The following is a 26841-nucleotide window of genomic DNA, read 5'->3' as shown; positions in this document are numbered from 1 at the left end:
GAGAGCAAGAGTTGAACAAGAGCTACGATTTTAAGAAATCAAAATTAGAGAAGAATATGTTTCGAGAGAATACATTCGAGCAAGAAATGAAAGAATCGATACGAGAGTATTTGTGTTAAAAGAAATGATTTCAACGGCAAAGTATTGCTACGACTCACTTTAAATAGCTGATTCAGATATAACAGGGGGAAAGTCACTTGTCCCCTCACCCTGCCCTCTCCCTCAAGGGGAGAGGGTAAATACAGTTCAAAATAATATTTTTAAACAAGAAGCGATTGACTTTAGAAAAGAAGAAGGCAAAGGGAAAAAAATAGAAATCAAGAAACTTCTCGCCTTATCAAAAAAAACTACCCCCAGTAATTAAATGCATCTTTGTGTTTTTTTCTATCTCATTGAGGTTCATTGGAAATCCCCTCTCCCTTGAGGGGCATAGGTATCTACACAAGTGTTCTGATATAGATCTGGACTTGATTTGGAAGCTTCCTCCCCCCTGGAGGGGGAGGATTGAGGAGAGGGGGTATAATAGAAAAGTACATTAAAATCCTTTGTTTTTTAGGGAGTATACCTTTCTATTTATCCCCCTCTCCCTGCCCTCTCCCTCCGGGGGAGAGGGTGAAAATGTTGATCTACGCTGTATTACAGAAGATGTGTAAGATACCTATGCCCTTGAGAGGAAAGGGTGATCTTGGATTCAAATTGAAAACCACTATCACACCCCCTGCCCAGCCACCCATGCGGAGGCCCAGGCCCAATGAAAATTATAGCCCCCTAGCCAACCGGTGACATCAACGACTTCACCAATAAAATAAAGGCCTGGGACTTTTTTACACTCCATCGTCTTGGAAGAAAGTTCGTCGGTGGAAACACCCCCTTTGGTCACCTCGGCCTTGTGGTAACCGACGGTAGAGAGGGGTTTGAGTTTCCAGTGGTGGAAGGCGTAGGCAAGATTTTGGATGTCTTTTGTGGAAAGTGAATCAATTGTTTTAGCGTGAAGATTCTGGCCGGAGTTTACCCCGGACACCGATCCGGGGCCAGAATGACAGAAACGATACTCTACAAATCGCTTTGGTAAAAATTGGGAAAGAAAATTATCCAGCTGCTGTTTGTTCTTTGTTTTGATCTCATTCAAAAGCATTTCTTTAATATTTATTTCAGGCAAAAGATTGATTTCTATTTCCTCTCCGGGGTTCCAATACAAAGAACCTTGCAGCGCTGCAGGGCCACTCAGCCCGGCGTGGGTAATCAGGAGCTTTTCCCTGAAAGATTTTTTCCCTGCAGTTAAAATCACATCCAGCGAAATTCCAGACAGTTTCTGGAGGGCAGAATCTTTCAGCACAAAGCCATCCAGGGCAGCTTTAGGGGCTACGATTTTCAACCCAAATTGTTTGGCGATCTGATAGCCAAAATTAGTGGCACCCATTTTGGGGAGCGAAAGGCCGCCAGTGGCGATAACGAGGGAGTGCGAGTGGAAGGCCCTCCCTTCACCCTGACCCTCTCCCCCAGGAGAGGGGAAAACCGAAACATTAAAAATGCCATTCTTTTTTTTCAGCTCTAAAACCTGTAGCCCTAGCAAAATTTTCACCCCATACTTTTCACATTCAACTTCCAACATCTTCACAATATTCTGTGCCGAATTTTTACAAAAAAGCTGGCCCAAGGTCTTTTCATAATATTCAATCTCGTGTTGTTCGAGGAGCTGGATGAAATCCTGGGGACTAAAACGAGCCAGTGCTGACTTTACAAAATGGGGATTTTCGCTCACATAACATTCAGGCTTCACGCTCAGATTGGTAAAATTACAGCGTCCTCCGCCCGATATTATAATTTTAGATCCTACTTTCTTTTGATGTTCCAGAATACAAACCGAACGTCCGCGCTTTGCCGCTAGGGCCGCACAAAAAAGCCCTGCGGCACCCGCACCAATAATGATCACATCAAAATGAGTTTCAATTTTCGCTTTGGATAAATTCATTTTATAGTTACAATTTACGTTCAACTCATCGAAAGGACTATTTCATGACTGAGATCTGGTCGCGACAGATTTTTTTAAGCCTCTTTCTGATTCTTTTTGGCCTTACAGCCCTGGAAGGATATTATCATCCTCTTTTCTACTCCGCTCTTTTTTTACTCGTCCCCACTTTCCTGCTAGGGCTTTACGACATGCTGCAAAAAGGCCATGCAGTCCTGAGAAATTATCCCCTGTTGGGGCACTTTCGTTACATCCTCGAATCGGTACGCCCGGAAATTCGACAATATTTTATCGATTCCGACACGGATGAAAATCCCTTTAGTCGGGAAATGCGCTCTCTGGTTTATCAACGGGCAAAAGGCCAGCGAGACACCGTCCCTTTTGGAACTCAACTGGATGTCAATGCGCTGGGTTATGAATGGATAGGGCATTCCTTGAATCCAAAAAAAGTGGAGCTGAAAAACGCACGAGTCGTAATCGGCGAATCGAGATGCTCCAAACCGTACTCTGCTTCGTTGTTCAATATCTCAGCCATGAGTTATGGATCACTCAGCCGAAATGCAGTCCTGGCCTTGAATAGCGGCGCAAAGATAGGCGACTTTTATCACAATACCGGCGAAGGAGGTTTAACCCCTTATCATCTGCGCTACAAAGCCGATCTTGTTTGGGAAATTGGAACCAGTTATTTCGGTTGCCGAACCAAAGAGGGGAAATTCTCTCCAGATTTTTTCAAAGAAAAGGCCGCCAAAGAAGAAATCAAAATGATTGAAATCAAACTTTCCCAAGGGGCCAAACCGGGTCATGGAGGGCTGCTTCCCAAAGCCAAACTGACCCAGGAAATTGCGGAGATTAGAGGCGTAGAAATGGGACACGACGTCCATTCTCCTGCGGCACATTCAGCCTTTGCTTCTCCGATCGGCTTACTGGAATTTGTCACCCAACTTCGCGAACTCTCCGGAGGAAAACCTGTGGGTTTCAAATTGTGCCTGGGACATCCCCAAGAATGGTTTGCCATTGTAAAGGCCATGCTTCAAACAAAGCTCGTTCCCGATTTTATTACCGTCGATGGTGGTGAAGGGGGAACTGGCGCTGCTCCGCTGGAGTTTTCCAACTATGTCGGAATGCCTTCCACCGAAGGCCTGGTGCTGGTGCATCAGACTCTTAGAGGGGTGGGCTTAAGAAAAAAAATCAAGATCAACACCTCTTCCAAAGTAGTAACTGCTTTTCACCTGCTTCAAAAACTGGCCTTAGGTGCCGACTTTACTTGTTCAGCCCGGGCCATGATGTTTGCCCTGGGATGTATTCAAGCCTTGAGATGCAATACCAACAATTGCCCCACCGGAGTGGCCTCTCAAAATCCAAAACTCTACGGAGGCCTGGTGATAGACGACAAGGCCAGGCGCGTAGCCAATTTTCACCGTAAAACCATCGAAGGGGTTCTGGAACTTTTGGGGGCAGCGGGATTTTCTTCCCCCTCCGAATTGGGCCCCCAACATATCTTTAGAAGAACCGCCGTGGGAAAGGTACAAAGCCTGGCAGAGATTTATCCCCGGATTGAAGAAAATGCATTTTTGGAAAATGAAATTCCGGCGCAGTGGCAAAAGTTTTGGAAAGAGGCGAGTGCGGAGAGGTTTTGAAATACCTCACCCTGACCCTCTCCTACTTTAGGAGAGGGAAATATGATGCACTCTTCTTTCTTCTCCCTCTCCTAAAGTAGGAGAGGGTCAGGGTGAGGTATTACAATTCTTCTCAATCCACGCCAAGGCCGCTCGCATGCCATCCACCGCAGAGCTGGTAATTCCTCCGGCATATCCTGAGCCCTCGCCGCAAGGATACAGCCCCTTTGTATTCACGCTCTCCAAGGTATTTTCATCTCGAGGAATTCGAATGGGAGAAGAGGTTCGCGATTCCACGGCGTGCAACAAGGCCTCTGGACTGTAAAAGCTACGGCGTTGTTTTTCAAAAGTCAAAAAACCCTCGCGCAGGTAATCGTTCACAAAAGAAGGCAGCAATTGAGAAAGATCAGCGGCCACCACCCCCGAAGGGCAACTGGATTTCTGGTTCAGCCTTCCCAGTTTCCCCTTCAAAAAATCTTCCAGACGTTGCGCGGGGATCTGTCTTCCATTTCCATTTTCTAAAGAGGCCTGATAGGCCTTAGCCTCAATCTCACGTTGAAATCGCAGCATTTTAAAAGGATCTTCACCCTCAATTTTCTCGGTGTTGATGCTGCAGACGATAGCCGAATTGGCCCAGGGAGAATTGCGGTGGGAGTTGCTCATCCCATTTACCACCAAGGTTTCCGCATCGGTCGTACTGGAAAGCACGTAGCCTCCGGGGCACATGCAGAAACTGTAGACACCCACTTTCTCCTGATCCCAATAATGACTCAGTTTGTATTGCGCACTCTCCAGTTCCAGGGCCTCTGCCGATTGACCATATTGCCAACGATTGATTTCTTTTTGCAGATGCTCAATGCGCAATCCCAAGGCAAAGGATTTGGCCTCTATTTTTACCCCTTGATCCCGCAAAGTTTCAAAAAATGCAGTGGCACTGTGACCACAGGCCAGCACGACACCTGCCCCCTTCACTTTTTCTTTGTTGGATAAATGTAAGCCCTGCACTTCCTGATGATGCAGGTCGAGGGCTTCCACACGCGTATTGAAGCGGAGTTGAGCCCCGCGAGCGATCAGATCCTCACACATATTTCGGATGACTTCGCGAATGAGGTTAGAACCCACGTGGGGATTATAGACATACTCGATCTCTGGCGGCGCACCATAAGAAACCAGGGTGCTCATAATGCGAGGAATGAGCGGATTTTTGATTCGCGTGATGAGCTTGCCATCGCTGAAGGTGCCTGCCCCCCCTTCGCCATGACAGACATTGCTGTCGGGGTCCAGAACCCCTTGGCGCCAATAGCGGCTGATCTTGAGCATTCGGGCGTGAGTGCGTTCACCGCGTTCAAACAAGATGGGTTTGATGCCGTGTTCCAAAAAAGTGAAGGCCGCAAATAAACCTGCAGGACCTGATCCTATAATAAGGGGAGGTTCACCCTGGTAATCTAATTTTGGAAAAGGTTCAAAACCGCCTCGGACCTTCTCCCCCTTAAAATAAACTTGCAGGCTAAAAACCCAATAAAGACGCGGTTTAGCGCGAGCATCCAGAGAACGTTTTAAAATACGAATTTCTGAAATGTCTGCTTCAGACACGCTAAAGTGTGCCGCCAGCATGCGTTTTAAGTCCGGATTTTTTTGATAGGGAAGGCGAAGGTTTTGAATCAGCTTCATAAAATCGTATTAGACCTTGAACATTTTTTTGTTCTATATCAAAGCAAAATCATCAATGAGAAGAAATGATTTTCATTGATTTCACGCTGGGAGGGTAAAAATGAAAATCCTCGTTTATGACATCCATAAATTTGAGCGAGCTCTCTTAGAACAAACCTTGGGCAAAAATCACCCAGTTGAGTATGTCGAACTAAAGTTGAACGAACACAGCGTAAATCTTGCCAGAAATTTTCAAGCGGTGATCGTCTTTATTCACGATACGGTAAGCGCCCCTGTGCTTGAGTCTTTAAAACAAAATGGCATTCGCTTTCTGATCACAAGGTCTGCAGGTTTTAATCACATCGATTTGGAAGCCGCAAAACGTTCAGAAATACGCATAGCTAATGTCCCCCACTATTCTCCTTATGCCGTGGCCGAGCATACCCTGGCCTTGATGCTGGCACTCAACCGCAAAATCATTCGTGCCCATCATCGACTCATGGACCTTAATTTTTCCTTAAATGGCCTGGTGGGATTTGACATGCACGGCAAAACCGTCGGTATTGTCGGTCTGGGAAAGATAGGCAAAGTCGTCGCAAAAATTTTGTCCGGTTTTGGATGTAAACTTTTAACTTATGATATCAAACCCGATGAAAACTTTAATAAAACCTATGACATCCTTTTCACTCCTCTCGATGAAATTTACAAACAGGCGGATATTCTCACACTGCATGTCCCCCTGAATTTGCAAACCCGTTACCTCATCAATCAGGAAAGCCTGGTAAAAATGAAAAAAGGGGTCATGCTCATCAACACCAGTCGGGGGGCCTTGATCAACACTCGCGATGCAATCACTGCCCTGAAATCAGGGCAGATCGGATATTTGGGTTTGGATGTGTACGAAGAAGAAAACGAACTTTTCTTTGAAGACCATTCCGAAGATATTCTTCAAGATGATAAAATTGCTCGTCTCATGAGCTTTCCTAATGTTCTCATCACCAGCCATCAAGCCTTTCTCACTCAAGAGGCTCTCGAAAATATTGCAAAAACGACAGCAGAAAATCTGGATTGCTTCGAGAAAAACAAGAAGTGTGAAAATGAATTAACCTGACTTTGCAAATCGGATCCGATCCGCTGCAAAACTTGCTTAAATCTGTTAATACCTGTCCTGTTCACCCACGGCAAAGCTCCTATTTTCTTCGTTTTCCAGCATTCTACTCTTTAAAACAAAGTCCTCTTCGTGTTACTCTTAAAAACGCAAAACAGGAGTTTCACATGAAAAGAATTCTCTCTTTAATTTTAGGCTTTTTTAGCCTTCTTTTTATTCCCGGCAATCTTCAAGCTCAAAGCACTCCACAGAAACAACTGCTCATTCAATTTAATCCAGACCTAGTCCATACTCGTGAAGCCGGAGTTAATGCCTTAAAAATGCTTGCCACTGCAGCCCGGATCAACACTTCGAATATTCAATACATCGACTTCATTCAATACCACCTGCTGACTCTCACCGATCCAGAGGTGAATGCTGCAGAGGCATTGCTGCAACTAAAGCGAGCAGACACCTCGCATCTGATTTTAAACAGCGAAGTAAATGCCGCCGTACAAGCCCATCTCAGTCCTAATGATCCTGGGTTTAGCAGCCAGTGGGCACTTGCGGGCGGCTCTGCCAATATTGGGGCCCTGGCCGCCTGGGATATTAATCACTCTGCCAAAAATGTTCCCATCGCCATTATCGATTCGGGAATTGACCCAAGCAATACAGATGAAATTAGAGACAATCTTACCTATTACTACGATTTTATTTCCAACAGCCCAGTCGAGGTCGATGGTTATACCCATGGCACCAAAGTGTTTGGGATTATCGCCGCAGCAGGCAACAACCAGCATGGCATTGCAGGCCTGGCTTGGGAGGCGCAAGTGATGTCGCTTCGAGTTTTAGATAACGACGGCAATTCTACTATTGCCATCACTTTACCGGCGATTGACGCTGCCATTCAACACCATGCCAAAATCATTAACATCAGCTGGGGTGCCAGTACGGCAGCTCCCTCTAGCGCCTTGGAGCAGGCGTTAAGACAGGCTAGAGATGCGGGAATTCTCGTGGTCTGCAGCGCAGGCAACCTGGGGGGAGACAATGATTTGGACAACAGAAATTATCCCTCCAGTTATAATCTAGACAATATCATTGCCGTTGCCGCCAGTGATAATAGCGATAGCCTTGCCTCATTTGGTAGTTATGGTAGCAATTACGGAGCCCACACGGTCCACCTTGCCGCACCGGGAAAGCACATCTACAGCCTCTCTCGAGGAAGCTATGAATATGGAGATGGAACTTCTTTTGCAGCTCCCTATGTAACCGCTACTGCAGCACTCCTCTGGGGCCTCAAACCCGATTTGACTTATCAGCAAGTCAAGCAGCTCATTTTAGATAACGTGGATGTGATCGCTGCTTTTCAGGGAAAAACCACTACTGGCGGCAGACTAAATGTACAAAAGGCTTTGCAAGCAGCTCGAGGGGTAGCTCCAGCAGCTCCAACCTCATCCCCTACCGTCACCCCCCCTACAAGTACAACGGGGGATGGGCAAAGCCCAGTGGTAGATGGAGCGCAGGTCACCCCTACAAGCGCCCCTCCAGCACCCACTCCAGAACCTGGCTCCAGTGGAGGATCTGGCGGGGGATGCAGTTTGGAGGCAACAGGATCTCATGCAAACAATGTTTATTATCTGATAGGGCTTGTGATTTTTATTTTCATTCAGAGCATTCCCCTCTCCCCTTGCGGGAGAGGGTAGGGTGAGGGGTGTCTCTGATTTCACTCAATATCACCCTCCCTCTAACTCCCTCCCCTCAAGGGAGGGAGGACTTTGATGGAGTTCTCATTCTTAAAATCTGCAGAACTCAAGACTTCATTTAGGCTTTCGCCAAACTGTAATCGCGTTCCCTCGCGGATAGGCCCATTGTTCGGATAAAGTTCCAAGAATGGGAGCAACATTATCCGAAAAGAAGACCTTGTTGAAACCAAGATCCTCCCGGTTGACAGGAAAAGGATAAAACTCCACAAACACCCCGCCCGATTTGAGCAAGGTTCTGAGAGAAGTATGATCTTCACCCTTCTGTGGTGTCATGTTCAAATAATCGATACGATCTATTGCGGCTTCAAATCTTCTGGCACTTTCAGCATTTCTGATATCCATCGATTCAAAACGAATAGTCACCTTGTTTTGCCCAGAAATTCTTTCCAACTCCCTTTGATAGAGCGCATAAATTCTTTTGATATTTTCAGAATAATCGATCAATAGCAAATCGTAGCGGCCTAAGCGGGCATAACGTTCTATGGTTTTCAAATCTTGCCCAACACCCACCAGCATCAAAAGTGGCTTTTGGTTACTGGCAACCTGAGTTTCTCTTGGAATCTTTCGCTCCAATTCTTCTAAACTCACACTCAGGGAGGGACGTCTCAAATTTGCAACGCAGGCCTCGCCAAAATCCCTTTCGACCTGCCTTGGAAACTGCGGAAATAATTGTCGGGCAAAAAAAGTAAAAAATTTATGATAAAGCACAGAGGTAGGCCCCACAAAAAAATCTCCCTCAATTTTTTTGTAGCAATCCCTTTCAAGCAATATTCGCCAATAGCTGCCTTCTATCCTGTCTTGTAGAAGAGGTGCTGCTTCCGCAGCTGGGGCTAATCTGTCCGCCACACCAAACTCTTTTTTTAATTGGCCAATTTTTTGATGCAGAGCCGCTATTTCACTCCACAATATTTCTTTCTCTCCGGGCTCGAAGGCTTTGTAATCGTTTTGAAAATTTTCCTCGTAAGATTCTGCTAAAAAATAAATCACTCGTTCTCTAAACACTCTTAAATGATGTTCCTCGGCCGCCACATCCCCGATCGGATGCGTAAAAATCACATAAGCCATATATTGAGCCATATTTCTCGAGGCCTTTTCCAAGGCTTCAAAATATTCCTTTTCACTATTTCTATATTCTTCAAAAACACTTTCCAGTGCAGCTTCCTCTAAATGCTGCAAACTGCGTTCTGCAAAACCCATTTCTGCCAGCGCACGCAACTCCAGATAATTCACCCACGCCATGCATTCCAGTTCTCCTAGACCTAGCCTTTGAGCTAAAGAATATCCCTGTATCAATAAGAGCAATCGTTTGGGATGGCGCTGATAAAGAGATCCAGGATTCGCACCGCGAGGATAAATATTTTTCAATTCACTCAAGCCCTCATATTGAGACCAATAGACCAGTGGATCTTCTTGCGATAAACCTCTTTGAATGAGTTCAAGCTGTTCGTCTAAAGAAAGGGAATGCGAAACAGCTTGCGCACCTAGTTCCTGTAAATCTTTTAAAGTTTCTCCTACAACATACTCTACCCTGCTTCCAGCGCCCACCCAGACAGGGTTTCCCTTTGCGTGATTTGCAGCTGCCATAAAGCGATGATCGTCCTCACCGCTAAAGTCTTGCCCCACCACTTTTGAAAGTTCTAACGGGAGGACAGTGTCATTCGCCGCCATTTGAACAGGATCTAAAAATAAGGGCATCGCATTATCATTGGCCACTTCAGGGTTTTCAAAAATGTCGTTCCAGGAATTGTTGTGTTGAGAAGTTTCAATTTGTAGATTGATGCGATGCACTCCGTGTCCCCAAAAATCGCCCCCTACTTCGCCTAAGGCATTATTGAGCAAACCCAAGCCTACTAATCCAAAACCTTGTACTTCCAGCCTAAGCATTCTCTTGCACAAAGAGAGTGAGTTGACGAAATATTCCATCGCTACATCAGATGAAAATTTAGTAAAGGCCCAAAGACCTCGCCATAAAAGAGGGGAAGTGGCACGCAAGATTCCAGTAGCCTCCAAATTTGCAGCCCCATAAGCCAATACACTGCAAGCGGTAGAGGCAAGCAAGGCCTCGCCGATTTCTCCGGCCAGTTCTCGTTTAGACAAATGTTGCCCCAAATAAAATTCGTGGCCCAATTGCATGCCCACCTGAAAAAGCGCGTTGGCCGCGCCTCCCAGCACAGCGCCCCAGATTCCATAACGAAGACCCAAACTCGTCGCGCTTAAAGATCCAAAAGTTCCCGCCAGAGAGGCTCCTGCATTAATCAGGGGAAAAGCAAGCTCCCAGCCACTTCGCGCAAACAGAGGAATATTCTGACGTAAAGTTCCCTCTGTTTCATTGAGGGCAGAGGCATATTCGAGTTGTTCTAAAAGGCGTTGGGCCCGGAAATGATAACGGGGATCTTGTGCCAGACTATTGGCCATTTGCCTAATCATCGAAAGGCTAGCATTTGTATTTTGAATTTTTCTAAAGCCCCGAGCTTGCCAATCTTCAGTTCCAAAACTTCGAAGGTGTTGAAGGCTTTGCGATAGGCCCAAACGCAAGCAGGCAAAAGATTCTTGAAAACACTGCATTTGAAAGCCTCCTGTAAAACAATGGAGACCTTCGACGAATAAACTTTTAAGCGAATCCCCCCAGCGAGTTTCTTGATGGAGAAAAACTTCCGCACGCTGAAGCGCTTCTTCTGGATTTTGCCCAAGATTCCTATTCGCTTGAGCTGGGGCTAAACGAGGGCTCGTATGAAGATAAGCGCCCTCTCCCAAAGACCAGCCTCTAGAAGACAAATGGGTTTGTAGGGATAAAACCATAGTGAAACTAACCTATCGACGGCTTTCAAGAAATGTTGCTAAGAAAAAATTAATTTTCTCTAAAATTTCACCCACCGCCTGAGGATGAAACCAGACAATTTCAGGATCAGCCCTAAACCAGGTCATTTGCCGCTTGGCGTAGTGGCGGGTTTCTTTTTGAATTTGCTTAATCGCCTGCTCCAAAGAAATTTTCCCCTCTAAATGCAGGGCTAAAGTTTTATAACCCAAGGCTTGGGTTTTGGAATACAGAAGATCGTAACCTTTAGTTAATAGCCCTTGCACCTCGGTCAACCAACCCGCCTCCAACATTTTTATCACCCGCGCATTGATACGGGCATAAAGCTCTTCCAAAGGCAGACGCAGTCCTATTTTTAAGGTCTCATAGCGCTTCTCTCTGAACTGATGGGCGCTGGAAAGCGCACTGGGCTTCTGTCCGCTCAGATGATGCAACTCCAGGGCGCGAATAATACGCAGGGCATCGTGGGGATGAATTTGCGCTGCACGAAAGGCGTCGATCGTTTGCAATTCCTGATATAAATTTTGCAGTCCTTCTTGTTCTATTCTTTCTTCCAGCGCTTTTCGAAAGCCCACATCCCGCTTGGGGGCCTCCATCAATCCATAAACCAGGGCCTTTAAATACAAACCACTGCCACCACAGATCAGTGGAATCTTATTTTTTGAACGCACCGCTGCAATGGCCTCATCTGCCAGTTTTACGAAAGAAACGGCATCAAACACTTCATTGAAACAAACGACATCCAACAGATGATGGGGAACCCGCTCCTGTTCTTCGGACGAGGGTTTTGCAGTACCAATGTTAAAATCTTTCAACACTGTTTGAGAATCGGCCCCAATAATTTCGGCACCCATTTTTTCAGCGACTTCGAGAGAGAGCGCGGTTTTACCGATGCCGGTAGGACCACAGAGGATGAGGAGTTTTTGCATATTTTAACCTTTACCCCCAGAATTTCTCCCCCTTATTAAGGGGGGTTGGGGGGATTACAGCACCCTCTTAAACCACTTCTCAATCTCCGCATAAGACACCTGCACCATCAGCGGACGCCCGTGGGGACAGTGATAGAGCACCGCTTCGGCATCGAGTTGAGAAATCAGGGCCTGCATTTCTTCCCTCGCCAGCTTATCCCCTGCCCGCACCTGCCGGTGACAGGCCATGGTTGCAAAGAGATGATCCAGCTTTTCTTCCAGCCTTCGACTTTGAGGAAAATTTTTCAGATCTTCCAAAATATTTTCAATCAACTTTTTAACCTCCAGCTTTCCCAAAATTTCTGGCACGGCCTTCACGAGCAGGCAATCTCTACCAAATTCTTCAACCCTCAAACCCAGCTCTTCAAATTTTTCCTGATAAGGGCGAATCAGCTCCAGCTCAGATTCTTTCAGGTTTAGCTGTTCGGGCACCAGAAGATTCTGGCTTTTGAGCTCTCGTTTTTCGTAAGATTTTTTGATCTGTTCATACCCCAAACGCTCGTGGGCGGCGTGTTGATCAATGAGGACGAGATGATGTTCGGACTCGCATAAAATGTAGGTGAGCTTGAGTTGGCCGATGATTTTGAGCGAGGCGAAGGGGAGCACGCCGGCTTTTGCTACTTGCTCCCCCACTCCCCGTCCCAGTCCCCTCTCCCCTTGGGGGAGAGGGTTAGGGTGAGGGGTCAAACACTCGAGTTCACTTTGTGCTTTTCGTTGGGAAGAAAGAGAATCGAAATTTTCTTTTTTCCAATTGGAAACACCCCCCCACCCCCCCTTATTAAGGGGGGATTCAGGGGGGATAAAGGAATCTACTGGCAACTGCTTCTCCACCCACGGCGCCTTCACCAACTCCGCGTGAATTGCCTCCGAAATAAAATGGTGCACAAACTGCGTCTTCACAAAACGCACTTCGCGTTTGGTAGGATGCACATTCACATCCACCTCGGAAGCAGGCAGATTCAGAAATAAAACCACCAGCGGATACTGATGTTGCATCAGTAAATTGCGATAGCCGGTCGATACCGCATGATTCAGTAAACGGTCTTTTACCCAACGCCCATTCACAAACACATACAGGCCGCGCGCCTGTGATTTGGAAAGATTGGGATGCGCAATGTAGCCTTGCAGACTGTAATCGCCCTGTTCCTGCAACAAGGGATAAAATCCGCTAAAAACCTCTTTCCCCCACACCTCGAGCATTCGATCTTGCAGCCCTTTTTGAACATATCGAATTTTTTCTTTATCCTGATGACGTACCACCCATTGCACTTCGGGATGAGCCAAGGCCATCGCGGTGATGAATTCTTCGATATGGTTCCATTCTGTTTCACTCGATTTGAGAAATTTCAGTCGTGCCGGGGTGTTATAAAAAAGTTCGCTGATTTCTATCGTGGTCCCAAAAGGATGCCCCACTTCGCGTTCGTGAATCGATTTACCCCCTTCCAGATAAAGCTCGTAGGCAAAAGAGTTTTCTTCTCGAGAGCGGCTTTGTAAGCAGAATTTTGAGATGGCCGCCAGGGAAGGCAGGGCCTCTCCCCGAAAACCCAGGGTAGAAATAGCAAAAAGATCTTCAAGACTTTTTACTTTGGAGGTTGCATGCCTTTGCAAGGCCAGCCGCATTTCGCTGGGATTCATACCCATGCCATCGTCCTGAACCCGGATGAGCTTCTTCCCCCCCTCTTCCAGAAAAACCTCAATTCGCGTGGCCCCGGCGTCTACACTATTTTCGACCAGTTCTTTGACGACTGACAAAGGCCGCTCGACCACTTCGCCCGCCGCAATTTTTTCGGCTATCTCGGGAGGGAGCTGTATAATTTTGGAAGACATTGGGAATTACTCCACATTCTGTGAACTACTCGTTGTGATAACCCTATCTCCTATTCGCGGACTTCGGCTTGTCTTTTTTCAGATGAAAAAAAAACACGCAATCTTTCTTTTTTAAACTTCTTTTCTAAAGAGTAATGAATCTAACAGTAGTAAAATTATTACTTGTGAAAAGAATTTGGGATGATATCTGTGCGCGCCTATGAAAAAAATTATTTATTTATTCATTGGAATTTTCTCACTCCAACAATTCTTCCCTTGCTTGTTGAAGGCGGAAGAAAGTCAAGATCAAGCTTATGCAGAGCGATCTCAATCAGGCTCCCGTTTCTTTTTTTCGGACCTGCCCAAGCATTTGGCTTATGACATGAAAGAAAGTTTTTGGGGATGGGGAGGATTGGCATTTCTTTTGGGAACGGGCCTTTCGGTGGGCTTGACCAAGACCGATCATAATCTTCAATCCAAATTTCAACCCAATGATTTATTAGGCTCCAAGGCCAATACGGTCCTCAGCACTGCAGGTTCACCCTACGTTTGGGGTGGGGCAAGTTTGGTTGTGACCGCTGTGGGCGCTGGAATTCATGATGAAAAACTTCTCACTACAGGAGAAAGTCTGCTTGAAACTTTTTTTTGGACTCAAAGTTTGAGCCTGGGTTTAAAATACGCGGTGGGAAGGGACAGACCCAATGGGGATTCCCGGGGTTTTCCTTCTGCACATACGAGCGCAAGTTTTGGTTCGGCCGCTGTCTTACAATCAATGTATGGGTATAAGGCGGGGATCCCCGCCTATCTATTTTCAAGTTTGGTGGCAGTCTCTCGCGTAGACTCTTATCATCACTTTTTGTCGGATGTATTAATGGGAGCAACGCTGGGAACCGTCATCGGATATGGAACTGCGAAGTATCATAAAAAACTTCACAACTTCAGCTTAACCCCTCAAATTTCTCCCAATGAATATGGAATGCTCTTCCAAAGCAGTTTTTAAGAAAGAGTTTTTCCGAAAACTTCTTCATCTCCCTGCGCTGTTTTTTCTTCTCTTAGGAAACTTCTATCTCAAGACCTCTGTGGTTTTACTGCTACTGCTTCTCTTGATTTATTCGGCCGAATATCTGATGAGAAGGATTTTTCAAAAGGAAACCCCATTTTTGACGGATCTCATCACAAGACTTCGTCGATCTCCCCAGTTTGATTTTGGCCCCTTTTTTTTGGCCCTCAGCCTTATTTTGCTGCTTCTTTTTCTCCCGATGATTTCGGCCCTGTGTGGAACCCTGCTGATCGTAGTCAGTGATGCCGCGGCCGCGTGGGCGGGCCTGAGCTTTGGAACACATAAGATTTTTTATTCCCAAAAGAAATCTTATGTGGGCTCGTTTACCTTTTTCGTTTCGGCCTTTCTCTGCCTGATTTTTCTCATCGGCTTCTACCCAGCCCTCGCACTTTCTCTCTTTGGATGCCTTCTGGAATCTCTGCCTGTTGGACAGCTTGACAACTTATTGGTCCCCTTAGGGGTGGCCTTATTCCATTGTTTATTATTCTACCAGGCTTGAGGCGCATTTTTTAATCGTTCATAGATGCTCAACGTGGTGGAACTTGTAGGCTTGGCCAGACTGGACTCCGGCAAAGACTCCGCCTGGCTTTCTGCAGGGAGCGAAGCGGGCCGCGTATCAGGAACTGTGGTCGGAAGAGAAGGAAGCTTACTCAAATCGATGGAAGCCGAGGTGGGAGGAAGCACTAAAGGCACAGGTCTATAGGCCTGCTGCTCGGACATTTGTTTTTGATCCGAGCAGTGAATTAAAAAAAAGGCCAAACACAACGCTATGTAAACAAGAGTTTGTTTTGTTTTATATTTTTTACAGTTCATAGAAAAAAATCGTTATGGAGTTGCCGGATGGGGTGGAGTGGGTGTGGTCAGGGTCGGGATAGCTGCCGGGGGAGGAGGAGGGGGTGGGGGTGAAATGTTTGAAGGAACTGAAGAAGGCATGGAACCCGGCACAGCTGGCGTACTGGGGGGCATATTTAAACCAGAAGGAGGGGGCGGTGGAATAACAGGGGCTGCCGGGACAACACTTCCTTGAATTTTAGGAAAATCTTGGGAAACAGGCGCCTTGGTGGGAGCGACAGCTCCTTCAGAATTAATTCCTTCCTCGGGAACCTCTTTCTTTTTACAGGCAGGACTTGTGAATGCGAGGATAGCGCCAAGAGTAAACACAGCAAGAGTCTTTTTAAACATTCAAGCTCTCCTTATCCAGAGGTTGCTTACAAAAAACGGAGTCAAGGCTATCGTTTAAAAAAAATAAGAGTCAAGATTTTTCCTTTTTTTTATCCTTACGCTGCACAAGAGCGCTTGATCTTCCAAAGACACTGTGACAGAGACTTCCACTCTCTTAAAAACAAGGAAAGGATTTTTGTAAATTTATGACGTCTGAAAAACAAAAGCCAAAAAGATCTTTTTTTGTTCGTCTCTCACTTTTTTTCTTCAAGTTTTTTCTACTCCTTTTTATTCTGGGTGTAACCTTCGCCATTGGAGCCTATCAGTTTTTCTCTCGCGATCTTCCTAAAATGGATAGGATTGAAGATTACAATCCTCCCTTGGTCTCTGAAGTATTTGATTCGGAGGGATTTAAAATTGGTGAATTCTGGAGCGAATGCCGTTTTCTCACTCCCATCAAGGAAGTTCCCGACCGCGTGATCAAGGGGTTTTTAGCCAGTGAAGATGAACGTTTTTTTGAACACCATGGATTAGATCCCATGGGAATACTACGTGCGTTCATCACCAACCTTAAGGCAGGTCATGTAGTTCAGGGAGGGTCCACCATTACCCAACAGGTGACCAAGGCCTTGGTTCTCTCACCGGAGAGAACTTATGACCGAAAAATAAAAGAGGCCATTCTGGCCACAAAGATTGAAAGCAAATTTTCGAAGGATCAAATACTGTTCTTATACCTCAACCAGATCTTTTTAGGAAATCGCGCCTATGGAATTGCTGCTGCCGCCCGCAATTATTTTCACAAAACTTTAAAGGAACTCAATGTCGCTGAAGTAGCCATGATTGCAGGGCTCTCAAAATCTCCTTCGGGATTCAATCCGCTGGTAAACCCGGAGCGAGCAAAAACCCGCCAATGGTATGTCATCGACCGCATGCTGGAATTGGGCTTTATTTCCAAGCAGGAGGCCGCGGAGGCAAAAAACTATAAATTGAACCTGTACCGCGCGGGAACTGACAAAGATTTCAATCTGCAATACGCCCCCTATTTTGTAGAACATGTCCGCCGCGCACTGACCGACAAATATGGCAATGATGCCCTCTACAAAAGTGGATGGAAAATCTATACCACAACCAACTTAGACATGCAGAGGGCTGCGCAAAATGCGGTGGATCGTGGGGTGAGAGAAGTCGATCATCGTCACGGATTCCGCGGCGCCTCACAGCACTTGGGAAATGATCTTGAAGCGATCAACCAGTTCAATGAAGCAAACCATATTAAGTTAGTAGAAGCAGCAGGCTTGGGAGATCAGCAAACTCGAAAAAGAGATCAACTGCTTCAACTCAAAACCCCCATTGAAGCAGGAAAATATTACGATGCGGTGATTCTCTCTGGATCCAGGACAAAAGGTTTTGAAGTGATGGTGGGCAATGAAAAAGGAAACATTGTCTCCGAAGGCACAAACTGGGCGGGGGCTGCCGATCAACTCAAGCCAGGGGATGTGGTGCAGGTAAAATTGTACAATAAGCCCGAAGTAAAAAACAAAGACGATCAAAAAGTAAAAGCTGCAAAAAAAGGTGAAGCAAAAAAAGAAATGGTTAAAAGCGAAACCAGAAGCAGTGAAGAAGTTTCCAGCGCCCTTCTTTTTTCTCTCGACCAGGAACCCGATCTGGAAGGCGCACTTTTTTCTTATGAGCCCTACAGCGGCGAAATTAAGGCCATTGTCGGCGGGGTAAGTTATTTAAAGAGTGAATTCAATCGTGCCACCCAGGCCGTTCGTCAACCGGGTTCCTCGGTGAAGCCCCTTATCTATTCTGCCGCATTGGACAAGGGATATACACCCAATACGGTCATCCAGGATTCCCCTTTGATGTTCGAAGAATCCCCCGGAAAATTTTGGACTCCCAAGAATTATGGAGGAGGATATTCGGGGGCCACCACCTTCCGTTCCGCTTTGGTGCATTCCAAGAACGTGGTGACTGTACGTATCACCATGGACATTGGCACCCACTATATCACAGCCTATATGCGTAAATTGGGACTCAGTACTCCCGTTTTCAAATATTACTCGATGGCCTTGGGTGCGAACGATGTTTATCTTTCCGAGATGGCACGGGCTTACGGCACTTTTGCTACCGGTGGCATTTTACCCGACTTGTATTTTGTAAGAAAAATTGTGGACCCAAAAAATAAAATTATCGAAGAGCATAAAGATCCTGGAAAAAAATATATTATTACCTGGGATGAAAGCAAACAGCAGAACGCTGGTGCCGCGCTTTCTACCGTTGATTCTCATTCTGCCAAGGGAGAAGAGGGGCAGGGAAAAGCAAGCATCCCTGAGTCTCAACCTGAAACCCAAACCGCTGAGTCTCAAGCCGAATCGGCCCCGGAATCTCAAAGCAAAGCCAAGACTGCAAAGGCAGAATCAAAATCTAAAACAGAGGATAATAAAATTCCCTGGGACGAAATGCAGTTCAGAGACGATTTGGTAAAAAGCGGGGAAGAAGCCATTAGCAAAGATCAGCTGACTTTAAGTGAGTATGAAAAGAAGATTTTGTATGGTAGTTATATTCCCAAAGATCATGTCATCAGTCCCATCACGGCGGTTACCATGGTCTCCATCATGCAGGATATCGTCAAATCCGGTACGGGTACGGCCGTGCTTCCCTTGGGAAAACCTGCCGCCGGGAAAACCGGGACCACCAATGGTTCCACCGATGCCTGGTTCATTGGCTATACACCCACTTTGGTAGCGGGAGTTTGGGTGGGACACGATGAAAAGATCAAATCGATTGGCCATGGAGAAACGGGAGGCCATGTCTCGGCGCCCATTTGGCTCTATTACATGCAAGAGGCTAGCAAAAAATATCCTACTAAAGATTTCAAGGTCCCCTCCTGGATAGATCTTTCTCAGTATCAAAAACCCTTGGAGGCCGTACAGGGGGATGCTGAATCCGCAGATTTTATGGGAACGGTGCCTGGTGGGGTGAACAGCGGGGCAAAATCTTCCAAAGGGAGTGGCGCAGATTTCTTTTCGAATGACCTTTAAAAAGCAGTTATTGAAGAAGATGACCAATAACTATCAACTATTAAACTGAGAACTACTTATGTTTGGAATGGGCTTTGGTGAAATTTTAGTTGTCTTACTCGTTGCCTTGATCTTCTTGGGGCCGGAGAAAATCCCGGAGACGGCAAGTACTTTGGGGAAGTGGTTCTATGAACTCAGGCGATCTTTGGAAGACGTGAAGAATGCATTCGAAAAAGATTTTAAGGACAAGCCCGCAGAAGATAAAAAAGAGCCTCCTAAAAATGCAAATGTAAATAATGAAAACACTCCCGTCGTCCAACTTAAGCAAATAAATCAGGTAAATGAAGAAAACAAAAAATCTGAGAAAGTCCCCTCTCCCTCGAAAGGAGAGGGTCAGGGAGAGGGTGATAACCTTTGACTCACGCTATGAGTAGTTATCAAACATTATGACAAAGCCTCTTCCGCTAAGCCCCCTTGTTCAACATCTGGCTGAGCTTCGTAAAACGCTCATGCGTGCGGCGGTTTCCATTTTAATTGGAACCTCCATCACCCTTTATTTTTCAAAGGAACTTTTTCATTTTTTAACTCTGCCTCTCGAAAAAGTCTTGCCTCAAAACAGTCATTTTATTGCCACCACCCCTTTTGAATCTTACATGGTCTATCTAAAGACCGCCTTTCTGGCGGGAGTGCTCCTTTCGGCCCCCGTTCTGTTTTTTGAAATCTGGCGTTTCATTTCCCCTGCCCTGCACAAGCATGAAAAAAAATTCATCATTCCCCTCGCCCTGCTTTCTGCCTTCTTCTTTGTAGGAGGGGCCTTGTTTGGATATTTTGTCGTTTTTCCCACGGGGTTTCAGTTTGTGGTTGATATCCTGCAAGACACCCCCGTGCTCTTCATGCCCAAAATCAGCGATTACTTTTCATTCAGCTCCATGTTCCTGCTGGCCTTTGGGCTTACTTTTGAACTGCCTATTTTTATTTTATTACTGGGACGCATAGGACTCATCCAATACAGACATCTTCATAAATTTAGAAAGTATGCGGTCATTTTAATTTTTTTAATTGCCGGAATCCTCACCCCCGGCCCGGACATCCTCTCTCAGTTTATGATGGCAGTTCCTCTTTTGATTCTCTATGAATTGGGGGGGCTTTTTATCTTTTTGTTTGGAAAAAAGAAAAAAACCGAAGAAGAAGAACGGACTCCTTAATTTTTCATCTAACTCAAATGCCATAATCTCCTCGCTACATCCGGAATTGTAAAACCCTCTTCCTCAATTCTCTTCACAAAGGATCGCAGAGAAAATTTTTGCCTCTTACTTTTTGCATTAGTCTCCCCAGACCTCCGCTGAAAAAATAATTGTTCGGCAGGAATCACAAAACGAAAGTGACTCCCTTGATCCACGACACTTTTTACCACCAAGGGGCTCCAACCCATTTGCTGCAACACCGTCATTACAGAACTTAAACCATGGCCGTTAGATCCTTCTACCCTCTGCCTCTCTTCACGAAAAGAATGCTCACCCAATCGATGAAGATTCGCCGCTTCAATACCAATTCCCTGATCACTCACAGTCAGCTGCAAGCCTTCGCCTTCTATCCATTGATTATAGATTTCGGCATCGGAACTTCCTCCGTAACGGCCAACATTGGTTAGAAGATTGGTCAACACGTCGGTCAAGAAGCGAAAAGGAGCCTTCCCTTTTTTAAAGGCAAAACTGGAAAGGCTTACAGTGTCTGACAGATGTATCATCGTAACATCCTGCTGCGACGCATAAACAGAATTGGAAAGCGCACAGGAAAGATCTGTAGACCCTCCTTGTCTTAGGGCCTCCAACACTTGACGGGACTCCTGATCCGCACGAGACACCAAAAGCGCATCGATCACATCCCTCAACTCGCTGATCTTCCTATAAATCTTCAAAGAGCTGTGTGAGGTGCAATGAGCCGTTTTCTCTTGGCCTGCCATCGATAGAAACCAGGCAAGAAAATTATTTTTTTGTCTGTATCGTTCTATGTCTTTCTCACAAATTCGTTTAAAATGTAGCAGTTGCTCTTCTTGAGTTCGAGTCAATTCCAGCCCCTTTTCCAGACCTTCCTGAATTTTAAGCAACTGCCCAATACGGGCTCGATTTGACTTTAACACCTGATCAACTTGCTGGTGAAAATCATCCAGCACCCTTAGATAGAGATCTGGAGGCAAATGAAATTGAAGATCCATTCCTAAGTTGGCCTCCCAAAAATCTCCATCCCAGTCGGGACGCTGCCTTCGAATTTGAGTCTCCACGAGCTGTAGAAATTCCTCAACACTTTGATGGGGGCCCCAGGTAAAATGCTCTTGCAAGGGGCTCCTCTCCTGCCCATCTTCCATAAGTCCTTGTCTGAGCAGTTGTTCATAACGAGCTCTGCTAATTCCAAAAAACTGAGGGGGAGTAAAGGGCAAACTGGCGGTCTCTTTAATTCCCAAGGCAACCAAACACTGTTCGGCCATATTTATACCGGACTGCGCCGCATGATGGGTGCGCAAACCCAGTCCCAGCACATGATTGGCAAAAAAGATTCTTCCCGAATTATACATCCCCAGCGTCAAACGCAGAGCCAATTTGACTATCCCCAAGGCATGCCCTGGCTGAGGGGGGGTGCTAAAAGCATGAGCCACACCTTCTCTGGAAACACTTCCATCCCAGGCCCTGTCTGAAACTTTTATCTGTTCCGTTGGATGTCCGTAAACCAGGCGCTGCAACTCGGCTGCAGAAAGTGTTTGATCACCCTCCAATCCATGAAAGATACTAATTTGCTCCCCCTGATTCGCTTTCCAAAAAGCCCAATGTGCGGAGGCTTCTCCGGATTTTGTGCCAAGATTTTCTGTTGTCTGAAGAGTTGCCTTATGCAGGACGGCCGGCCTTAATCCCGAAAGACGCTCCCAGGGAGCTTCTGTTCCAGCAATCTTGAGGGAGGGCCTTTGATTCTGGTCAGGCTGAAAATGCTCCGGTGCAACAGCAACAATCACGGCATCTAGCATTCGTTTTGCTTGACCCGCTACTTCTACTCTCACTTGATTCCCCTCGTGAACAATTTCACGAACCTTGCTATTCAGAACAAAATGCACTCCCCGCTCCTCGAGAAAAGTTTTCAAGCCTTCTACCAGAGCACTAACGCCTCCCCTCACTTCAAAGCGTCTTTTTAAGCCACGATTTTTTGAAAGATTAAAACACAAGGAAAGTGCCGAAATATTACCAGCGCCCTCTTTGATTCTCAAATGCCCAAGCAGGGCCTCTTTCTGATCTTCGCTCAAAGAAAAAAGAGCACTCACCCATTCCTCCGGCGTTTTTCGATCCAGCGTGTCAAAAGATTCATTTTCCAAACTCCGAGCAGCTTCCTCTCTTAGAGTGGTTAAGGCGCTATAAAAAGTGTCTGCATCCAGAGTACGCCCATCCGAAAGCAAATAGGGAACACGGTCATAATCGTCTGCTTCAATCAATTCGATGCGATGTGCCCGCGCAAAATCCAGCAAGGGATTGGCCTCCACATCATCCAGCAATTGCGCCCCTTCGTTTCGACTTGCAGCCTTCCCCCCCCATTCCTGAGCTTGTGCCTCCAGAATAGTGATGTCTACTGCTTCAGCGCCCTGCTCTACCAAATGCAAAGCCGCAAACAAACCTGCCATTCCACCGCCGAGAATGGCCACCTTCTTTTCGGGTGAAGGTCGGGGTTTTTTCTGAGCAGTCACGAACAAGGCCAGGGCCCCACAGCCAAGGGTGAGCAGAATTTGATGCCATGAAAAATGAGCAACCTCATTGAAATGGATTCCACTCAAAAAACTGAATGGAAGAAGAAACGAACAACGTATCGCTGCTCTCCGTTGAGTCGTATCAGGATCAAGAAAAGAAAGCAGTTCTTGGGCTCTTTTCAAACATGCAATTCCATCTTTTCGATTTTCTAATGGATGAAGTTTATTAATTTGTTTTCGAAGGGTTTCTAAATCGATTCTTAAATCTTTAAAAGAGGCCACACCCTTTTCTTGAACATAGGCAAAGGACCTTTCTATAAAAAGGGCATAACAACTCAAAAAATAATTTCTGTGCCCTTCCGTTTGATTCTTTTTAAGTATCAAGGTTAAAAGCTCAGGAGAAATCATTGAAAAAAATGGAAGAGATAATCCTTTCAAAAAATTGGCATAAAGGGACCTGATGTTTTCCAGATCTTCTTCATTTTTCGTACTTTCCAATAAACAAAAAAACTCATCACAAAGGATTGGATATACAAGCTCATTTATCCCAGTCAGCGAAAACTCGTGATAGTTTTGAAAGATTTCTGCAAATAAAACATGCAAAGACAAAAAACCGACCGAACTAGTAGAGCCCTTACCATGATGATGATAGACATATTCATCCTCTTGTACTTGTTTCAAAAGTTCCATGCATAATTCTGACCGATCGGAAATGGCAGGGAAAAGCTCTGGATAATTTCTTAAAATTTCCTTCCTCAAGCGAGGGAAATCCTGGGGATGCCTTAAAACAAAGGCTAATAAAGTGGGATAAATATCCTCGGCGCGTGAGCGAGTTCTAAGTGTTAAAAACAGGTCGCTGAGCGCTTCAGGTAGATCCTCAGAAAGTTCTTCTACAACTGGAGAAGATTCTGAAGTAAGGGGGGCTGAAGTTTCGGAAACCTGGGAATCGTTTAATAATTGTAGATCTCGGTTGTGACGACTCATTCTTCTTCTGCGTAAAAACGAAACCCCCGCTGCAAGCGCTACTGACACACCCGAGACAGCAATTAAAACTCCTCCCAACAATGGAGAGGAATGGACTTGCTCCAAGAGAGGCTTTGCTTCCGCAAGATTTGTAAAGGTCAATAGCAAACCGATAACAGTAAAAAATGTAAACACTGGGACGTTTTCACAGGCAGGAGATAGCCGGGCTATGGTCAGGGCCAGATTTTTTGCAGCAGCAACGCCCCTGCCACGCAAACCTTCTTCTTCCAACAACTCTTCAAAGCTGCCAAGAACCTTGTGATAAAGATATTTCATCACTCTGGAATCCTCGCCTGAATAATGTTCAACAAAACATCGATAGAGTTTTATTTTTTCATCCGCTCTCAGGGGAAGATCCGAAAGCGTTTCAATGAAGGAACAAAGCGTACTAGCGTTTGATTTTAGGGAAAGAAATCTTATTAAAACAGGAAAAATAGGACGTGAAACAACCAGATCACAGAAAGGAATACAGCGAAGCAGCGTATTAAAAACAAGAGGAGATTCATTTACATTAATATAGGCCTGAATATCTGAATGCTGAAACAAGCGTAAGAAAATTCTCCCCACCTGAGGATGTCTGCAATTAAGTCGGGGTAAAATTTTATGGATTAAAGAAAAAACGGCCTCAATGGTCTTTCTGTTTAATGGCGTGGAAGGCTTCAAGAGCAAATCCAGGCTAGCCAAGGCAAGCAAGGCATTTGCACAATGCGCATCGCTTCTTTGTATCTGTTCCAAAAAAGGAGGATGCTCCATCGAAGAGCTTCTATTTTTTACAGGAGCAGATGCCACGTAGTAAGCAAGGCCTTCTTGAGCCTCCGTCTTCCGCATTTCAGAAAGATCCACGGGTTTTCTCACAGCCATCTGCTGTTCAATGGCCGAAATCAAAATAGGTAAATCCTCAGGCCCTGCTTTTGCTGCAGCTTGCAGCAGTAAATCATATTGGTCTACAGTTCGTCTCCCCCTTTCATTCTGCATCACTCGCACATCAGTCACAAAAGTCTCTAATGCCGCTGCATCAAATATCCTCGTCGTGTCTAATTGCCTTTTCATTTCCTCAAAGCTTTTACGCCCTCGAAATGTTAGCACCACGAGTGGGGCAAAAACCAAAGCCAGCAAACTAGTCCATAGGTGAGCAGATGAAGAAACAGCACCAACTACTGATTCGAGATGAAAAGAGTGCCCTGAAAAAAGGGCGTGAAAATCAAAAGAAGGTAAAACAAAATGCGAAAGCCCTAACATAAAAGCGGGGCTGGCTTGAGGAAGCAGAGCGTTATCCTTCTCCTCTGTTTCCAAACTCTCCTGTGCATCCAATAACCAACGCTGCTGCTCTTGTGGGTCATAACGCCTGAGAAGTTCGAACAGCATCTGGGTTGCCAAGTTTTCTGGCACAGAAGGTGGACAAAGTGAATTCAGGCTTCTCTTCAAATGAAGTCCAATCTTCTGGATGGAGATTTGTGAGCCTGTAGAGAGAAAAAGATTTCGTCCCAGGTACTGAATCATCAAATGCCCCGCTGCTTCTTGTCCCAGGCTACTTTGCGGATCTAAGCCCAGCTTTTGAATAGCTTCATGAATTTCTGCGTGCAGGGAAGCATGAAAATATGGCCTTAAACTTTCAGCACTGCCCCCCACTTGCTGGTAGGCCGAAAGAAAGGCTGTAAAAGAAAGAGCCGCGCGATTATTGGCGAGGCCCTCTACGGTGTCTGGCAAATGGAGCTGTCGGTAGAATCCGCCAAAGGCCTCCAAAAGATGGCTTTGCTGTAAATGCAAATCAAAATGAATCCCCCAATGGCCTGCCTGGTGATGCGCAAGTTCTCCAAATCGGTCCCCAAATATTTCTCCGGCGGCATTATTGACAATTCTGTAAAACCAGCTGGGGTCGAGCGAGATAGCCCTCCCAGGGGATGCGGAAGCGGACCGGTTTAACCCCAGGCGGTTTTGGATGTTTCGATTGCCCCCTAAAAATTTCCATCCTTCATCCAAAAACACTTCCGTCAGCACATCAGCCCAGAATTTAAACTGGTTGCCACAGAGGAGTAAGATTCCGGAGCGGAATTCCCTCATTCCCAACTCATTGAGTTTACCTAACTTGCCCAAACCGCTGGCACCCGAGACCAGCCAGGCCGCTCCGTGCCCCATTAATCCACAGGCGGCTCCCGTGACTCCCGATTGTACAAATTGAAACAGGGATTCCGAAAAGCCAGGGGCCTGGGGATTATGAATATTCCACAGGGTTTGTCCTCCCGTCTGAATCATCCCGTTAACCGCCCCCCCTATCAGGGCAGAAGCAATAGGTCTCTTACAGCAGGCACCGACCCAGCCTCCTCCCAAGGCAGCTACCATGCCTAAGGCCGGGCTCAGGAGTTCTCCTCCATGACGAACCCCTACAAGACTATAGCTCCTTAAAATCTGACCCAGTTCCTGCCTGCCCGCCGCATCGGCAATTTCTTGTCGGAGTTCATTTGAAAGCGCAGGCGATTGCTGAGTTTCACCGACAATGGCCGCTGCTACACTCAGGTAAGCTTCATTCCAATCGGACCGCTGCCCTCGCCTTTCCCAGGCTCTCCAGTTTCCCTGCCCCAACTCTTCTATTCCGCAAGTCCAGTCCCAGAGACGATTCAACAAAGGGCTTAAATGCTCGGCAGACAAACCCAACGAGATATTTTTTACTTCTCCCACAAAACCGGATGATTCTCGAACTAAGGCCCTTGCAAATTCCAAAGACAGCCTTTGACTCTGAACTGCACTTAGATGAGGAGCAGAGGCCTCTCGAAGGTAGTGTTGAAAGGCTAAATGGGCCGGCAAAGAACCCAAAAATACTTCCTGAAGAACGGCGTCGTGCTTATAGGCCTCTTCTTTCAGTAATTCCTGAATCACAGCCTCAAGTCTTTTCTCGGGAGCCTGAGAGCACTCTTGGTTTACGCGACTTAAAAAACTTTCTATCCTGGACGTACGAGCCACTTCACTTAATGCAGGTTCTTGCACAGAATAGGCGGTAGATAAGATTACAGAAGAGGTCTCAAGCAGCTGAGGAATGGAGGACGAGGCCCCCAGTTCTAGAGATAGGCGAATTCGGAAAATCATAAGATAAGCTCCCTAAATTCAAACCCTGCAATTTAGGATAATTTCTCAATATTTTAAGATATGGAGGCTTATCGGGGATTCTCAAAAAAAGTTGT

Annotated in this window: 16 protein-coding genes; 8 read left to right on the top strand and 8 right to left on the bottom strand. The window is 46.1% G+C overall.

What is annotated here, in order from left to right; genetic code table 11:
- Positions 1 to 709 precede the first annotated feature (709 nt).
- Positions 710 to 1972: an NAD(P)/FAD-dependent oxidoreductase gene (locus HQM15_01845; protein MBF0491507.1), complete on the bottom strand. Its 1263-nt coding sequence runs from the start codon at positions 1970 to 1972 to the stop codon at positions 710 to 712.
- A 44-nt stretch (positions 1973 to 2016) separates the two neighbouring features.
- On the opposite strand from HQM15_01845, the gene HQM15_01840 reads away from it, so the two are divergent.
- Positions 2017 to 3606 carry an FMN-binding glutamate synthase family protein gene (locus HQM15_01840; protein ID MBF0491506.1) on the top strand — a complete coding sequence of 530 codons (1590 nt, stop codon included), beginning with the start codon at positions 2017 to 2019 and terminating at the stop codon, positions 3604 to 3606.
- 87 nt (positions 3607 to 3693) lie between these two features.
- Here HQM15_01840 and HQM15_01835 read toward each other — a convergent pair whose 3' ends face one another.
- Positions 3694 to 5256: a hypothetical protein gene (locus HQM15_01835; protein MBF0491505.1), complete on the bottom strand. Its 1563-nt coding sequence runs from the start codon at positions 5254 to 5256 to the stop codon at positions 3694 to 3696.
- A gap of 100 nt (positions 5257 to 5356) precedes the next feature.
- On the opposite strand from HQM15_01835, the gene HQM15_01830 reads away from it, so the two are divergent.
- Both HQM15_01830 and HQM15_01825 read left to right on the top strand, forming a co-directional pair.
- On the top strand, positions 5357 to 6346 hold the full coding sequence (locus HQM15_01830; GenBank protein MBF0491504.1) for a 2-hydroxyacid dehydrogenase: 990 nt from the start codon (positions 5357 to 5359) through the stop codon (positions 6344 to 6346).
- Positions 6347 to 6510: 164 nt separating this feature from the next.
- Entirely contained in the window at positions 6511 to 8025 is a 1515-nt protein-coding gene (locus HQM15_01825; protein ID MBF0491503.1) for a S8 family serine peptidase, read from the top strand.
- Positions 8026 to 8139: 114 nt separating this feature from the next.
- Here the strand turns inward: HQM15_01825 and HQM15_01820 are convergent, their stop codons facing one another.
- From HQM15_01820 to mutL, 3 genes are read right to left on the bottom strand one after another with little or no spacing between them, the layout of a single operon-like run.
- Complete coding sequence (locus tag HQM15_01820; GenBank protein MBF0491502.1) at positions 8140 to 10884, bottom strand: hypothetical protein; 2745 nt, start codon at positions 10882 to 10884, stop codon at positions 8140 to 8142.
- 12 nt (positions 10885 to 10896) lie between these two features.
- A complete protein-coding gene (gene miaA / locus HQM15_01815; GenBank protein MBF0491501.1) occupies positions 10897 to 11829 on the bottom strand; it encodes a tRNA (adenosine(37)-N6)-dimethylallyltransferase MiaA in 933 nt (310 codons plus the stop codon).
- Positions 11830 to 11883: 54 nt separating this feature from the next.
- Positions 11884 to 13695, bottom strand: a complete 1812-nt coding sequence (gene mutL, locus HQM15_01810; protein ID MBF0491500.1) for a DNA mismatch repair endonuclease MutL — start codon at positions 13693 to 13695, stop codon at positions 11884 to 11886.
- Positions 13696 to 13894: 199 nt separating this feature from the next.
- Here mutL and HQM15_01805 point away from each other — a divergent pair, with 199 nt between their 5' ends.
- Together HQM15_01805 and HQM15_01800 are read left to right on the top strand one after the other, a co-directional pair.
- Complete coding sequence (locus HQM15_01805) at positions 13895 to 14674, top strand: phosphatase PAP2 family protein (protein ID MBF0491499.1); 780 nt, start codon at positions 13895 to 13897, stop codon at positions 14672 to 14674.
- The gene (locus tag HQM15_01800; GenBank protein ID MBF0491498.1) at positions 14640 to 15233 is read left to right on the top strand and encodes a hypothetical protein; all 594 of its coding nucleotides are present in this window, start codon (positions 14640 to 14642) and stop codon (positions 15231 to 15233) included. The genes HQM15_01805 and HQM15_01800 overlap by 35 nt, the downstream gene beginning before the upstream one ends.
- Here HQM15_01800 and HQM15_01795 read toward each other — a convergent pair.
- On the bottom strand, positions 15221 to 15547 hold the full coding sequence (locus tag HQM15_01795) for a hypothetical protein (GenBank protein MBF0491497.1): 327 nt from the start codon (positions 15545 to 15547) through the stop codon (positions 15221 to 15223). The two genes, HQM15_01800 and HQM15_01795, sit on opposite strands and share 13 nt — an antisense overlap.
- A 12-nt stretch (positions 15548 to 15559) precedes the next feature.
- On the bottom strand, positions 15560 to 15916 hold the full coding sequence (locus HQM15_01790) for a hypothetical protein (protein ID MBF0491496.1): 357 nt from the start codon (positions 15914 to 15916) through the stop codon (positions 15560 to 15562).
- A 185-nt stretch (positions 15917 to 16101) separates the two neighbouring features.
- Here HQM15_01790 and HQM15_01785 point away from each other — a divergent pair, with 185 nt between their 5' ends.
- Genes HQM15_01785 through tatC form a run of 3 tightly spaced genes read left to right on the top strand, consistent with a single transcriptional unit; the run spans position 16102 to position 20123 of the window.
- Positions 16102 to 18939, top strand: a complete 2838-nt coding sequence (locus tag HQM15_01785) for a transglycosylase domain-containing protein (protein MBF0491495.1) — start codon at positions 16102 to 16104, stop codon at positions 18937 to 18939.
- Positions 18940 to 18997: 58 nt separating this feature from the next.
- Complete coding sequence (tatB, locus tag HQM15_01780; GenBank protein MBF0491494.1) at positions 18998 to 19336, top strand: twin-arginine translocase subunit TatB; 339 nt, start codon at positions 18998 to 19000, stop codon at positions 19334 to 19336.
- A 28-nt stretch (positions 19337 to 19364) separates the two neighbouring features.
- Positions 19365 to 20123: a twin-arginine translocase subunit TatC gene (tatC, locus tag HQM15_01775; GenBank protein MBF0491493.1), complete on the top strand. Its 759-nt coding sequence runs from the start codon at positions 19365 to 19367 to the stop codon at positions 20121 to 20123.
- Positions 20124 to 20131: 8 nt separating this feature from the next.
- On the opposite strand, the gene HQM15_01770 is transcribed toward tatC, so the two are convergent.
- Positions 20132 to 26746, bottom strand: a complete 6615-nt coding sequence (locus HQM15_01770) for an FAD-dependent oxidoreductase (GenBank protein MBF0491492.1) — start codon at positions 26744 to 26746, stop codon at positions 20132 to 20134.
- Positions 26747 to 26841 lie beyond the last annotated feature (95 nt).

This window comes from Deltaproteobacteria bacterium, assembly GCA_015233135.1.
Lineage (GTDB): Bacteria > UBA10199 > UBA10199 > JADFYH01 > JADFYH01 > JADFYH01.
Note: the sequence above shows the minus strand (reverse complement) of the source record. Positions and strands in the feature narration are given on the sequence as shown.

Coding starts and splice junctions, on each gene's coding strand:
- HQM15_01845 (MBF0491507.1), bottom strand. CDS start 1,972: ATGAATTTATCCAAAGCGAAAATTGAAACTCATTTTGATGTGATCATT.
- HQM15_01840 (MBF0491506.1), top strand. CDS start 2,017: ATGACTGAGATCTGGTCGCGACAGATTTTTTTAAGCCTCTTTCTGATT.
- HQM15_01835 (MBF0491505.1), bottom strand. CDS start 5,256: ATGAAGCTGATTCAAAACCTTCGCCTTCCCTATCAAAAAAATCCGGAC.
- HQM15_01830 (MBF0491504.1), top strand. CDS start 5,357: ATGAAAATCCTCGTTTATGACATCCATAAATTTGAGCGAGCTCTCTTA.
- HQM15_01825 (MBF0491503.1), top strand. CDS start 6,511: ATGAAAAGAATTCTCTCTTTAATTTTAGGCTTTTTTAGCCTTCTTTTT.
- HQM15_01820 (MBF0491502.1), bottom strand. CDS start 10,884: ATGGTTTTATCCCTACAAACCCATTTGTCTTCTAGAGGCTGGTCTTTG.
- miaA (MBF0491501.1), bottom strand. CDS start 11,829: ATGCAAAAACTCCTCATCCTCTGTGGTCCTACCGGCATCGGTAAAACC.
- mutL (MBF0491500.1), bottom strand. CDS start 13,695: ATGTCTTCCAAAATTATACAGCTCCCTCCCGAGATAGCCGAAAAAATT.
- HQM15_01805 (MBF0491499.1), top strand. CDS start 13,895: ATGAAAAAAATTATTTATTTATTCATTGGAATTTTCTCACTCCAACAA.
- HQM15_01800 (MBF0491498.1), top strand. CDS start 14,640: ATGAATATGGAATGCTCTTCCAAAGCAGTTTTTAAGAAAGAGTTTTTC.
- HQM15_01795 (MBF0491497.1), bottom strand. CDS start 15,547: ATGAACTGTAAAAAATATAAAACAAAACAAACTCTTGTTTACATAGCG.
- HQM15_01790 (MBF0491496.1), bottom strand. CDS start 15,916: ATGTTTAAAAAGACTCTTGCTGTGTTTACTCTTGGCGCTATCCTCGCA.
- HQM15_01785 (MBF0491495.1), top strand. CDS start 16,102: ATGACGTCTGAAAAACAAAAGCCAAAAAGATCTTTTTTTGTTCGTCTC.
- tatB (MBF0491494.1), top strand. CDS start 18,998: ATGTTTGGAATGGGCTTTGGTGAAATTTTAGTTGTCTTACTCGTTGCC.
- tatC (MBF0491493.1), top strand. CDS start 19,365: ATGACAAAGCCTCTTCCGCTAAGCCCCCTTGTTCAACATCTGGCTGAG.
- HQM15_01770 (MBF0491492.1), bottom strand. CDS start 26,746: ATGATTTTCCGAATTCGCCTATCTCTAGAACTGGGGGCCTCGTCCTCC.